This is a genomic window from Haloarchaeobius sp. FL176 (assembly GCF_024609245.1).
Lineage (GTDB): Archaea > Halobacteriota > Halobacteria > Halobacteriales > Natrialbaceae > Haloarchaeobius.
Window position 1 is genome coordinate 1 of sequence record NZ_JANJYH010000027.1, and the last position, 1,402, is coordinate 1,402.

The following is a 1,402-nucleotide window of genomic DNA, read 5'->3' on the forward strand; positions in this document are numbered from 1 at the left end:
CATCCGTCTTTAGTTAAGCGAGAAAACGCGTGATAGCGGCGGCTTATCGAGGCATCTTTCGGAAGGAATGAGGAAGTCCAGTCTGTGCACGACAAGGACTCCTCATCTCGGATTATGCGTCGGCTCACTACACTGTTTCCCTCTGAGTTCCTCGAAGAGCACGCCGAGGAACTCGGCGTGGTCGAACGTGACCGTAAGCTCCAGATCCCTGCCTTCGTTTGGGCGTTCGTGTTCGGCTTCGCCGCAGGCGAAAGCCGAACACTCGCCGGGTTTAGACGCTGTTACAACTCTACTGCCGATGAGACGATCTCTCCTGGTGGATTCTATCAGCGGTTGACACCGACGCTTGCGGAGTACCTCCGCGACCTCGTCGAGCGGGGCCTCGACGAGGTCGCTGTTCCTAACGCTTTTGACGCTGATATCGACCGATTTAGAGACGTGATGATCGCTGATGGAACGGTGTTGCGGTTACACGAGTTTCTCTCAGATCAGTTTGAAGCCCGCCACGAGGAGCAGGCTGGAGCGAAGCTCCACCTGCTCCACAATGCCACAGAGCAGACGATTGAACGGCTCGATACTGCTAACGAGAAAACGCACGACAGCACCTTGTTCAACACGGGGCCGTGGCTTGAGAATCGCCTTGTGCTGTTCGATCTCGCCTACTTCAAATACCGCCGGTTTGCGCTGATCGACGAAAACGACGGCTACTTCGTGAGTCGGCTGAAGCAGAACGCAAATCCGCTCATTACGGGGGAGTTACGGGAATGGCGCGGCCGCGCCATTCCCTTAGAGGGCGAGCAGCTCCGAGCTGTTCTCGATGATCTTGACCGGAAATACATTGATGTAGAGGTCGAAGTCGAGTTCAAACGGGGGCCGTATAATGGGACACAGTCGCTGGATACGAAGCGATTTCGCGTCGTCGGCGTCCGCGACGAGGACGCCGACGACTACCACCTGTACATGACGAATTTAGCGAGGAAGGAGTTCTTTCCGGCGGATTTAGCGGAGATCTACCGCTGTCGGTGGGAAGTTGAGTTGCTGTTCCGGGAGCTGAAGACACAGTACGAATTGGACGAGTTCGACACGAGTGACGAACACGTGGTGATGATCTTATTGTACGCAGCGCTGCTGTCGCTGCTTGTAAGCCGCGATCTGTTGGATCTAGTCACTGAGCAGGCGGATGATGAGCTTGTGTTTCCGACAGAGCGCTGGGCGGCGACCTTTCGGTCGCACGCCCAGCTCATTCTCCACGAACTCGGTGAGTTCCTTGGCTACTCACCACCGCCGCTGCTCGACCGGCTGATCGAAGACGCTCAAAAGATCCACAAGCGACGACCAATCTTACAAGAGACGCTCGCTACCGCTACACAACCGAGGTGTGAGGCTTAACTAAAGACGGATG

The 1,402-nt window shown here is 56.0% G+C and carries 1 protein-coding gene; it reads left to right on the plus strand.

The window, feature by feature from the left end; genetic code table 11:
* The first annotated feature begins 114 nt into the window (after positions 1-114).
* Positions 115-1,389 (plus strand): IS4 family transposase, encoded by a 1,275-nt coding sequence (locus NO978_RS19710; RefSeq protein ID WP_257301231.1) that lies wholly within the window; start codon positions 115-117, stop codon positions 1,387-1,389.
* The last annotated feature ends 13 nt before the right edge of the window (positions 1,390-1,402 follow it).